Genomic DNA, 753 nt, shown 5'->3' on the forward strand with positions numbered 1-753 from the left:
ATTGCCGCAGCTTCGGTGTATAGCTTAGCCCCGTTAAATCTTCCGCGCAGGCCGACTCGACCAGTGAGCTATTACGCTTTCTTTAAATGATGGCTGCTTCTAAGCCAACATCCTGGCTGTCTGAGCCTTCCCACATCGTTTCCCACTTAGCTATAACTTTGGGACCTTAGCTGGCGGTCTGGGTTGTTTCCCTCTTCACGACGGACGTTAGCACCCGCCGTGTGTCTCCCGGATATTACTTACTGGTATTCGGAGTTTGCAAAGGGTTGGTAAGTCGGGATGACCCCCTAGCCTTAACAGTGCTCTACCCCCAGTAGTATTCGTCCGAGGCGCTACCTAAATAGCTTTCGGGGAGAACCAGCTATCTCCGAGTTTGATTGGCCTTTCACCCCTAGCCACAAGTCATCCGCTAATTTTTCAACATTAGTCGGTTCGGTCCTCCAGTAAGTGTTACCTCACCTTCAACCTGCCCATGGCTAGATCACTCGGTTTCGGGTCTAATCCTAGCAACTCATTCGCCCAGTTAAGACTCGGTTTCCCTACGGCTCCCCTAAACGGTTAACCTTGCTACTAAAATTAAGTCGCTGACCCATTATACAAAAGGTACGCAGTCACCCAACAAGTGGGCTCCTACTGCTTGTACGTACACGGTTTCAGGTTCTATTTCACTCCCCTCACAGGGGTTCTTTTCGCCTTTCCCTCACGGTACTGGTTCACTATCGGTCAGTCAGGAGTATTTAGCCTTGGAGGATG

The 753-nt window shown here is 50.5% G+C and carries 1 rRNA gene; it reads right to left on the bottom strand.

Going from position 1 to position 753, the window contains the following annotated elements:
* Nucleotides 1-753: ribosomal RNA gene (locus tag PAND9192_RS20375) — 23S ribosomal RNA — on the bottom strand; the annotation flags it as partial.

This window comes from Photobacterium andalusiense (genome assembly GCF_900185625.1).
Classification (GTDB): Bacteria; Pseudomonadota; Gammaproteobacteria; order Enterobacterales; family Vibrionaceae; genus Photobacterium; species Photobacterium aquimaris.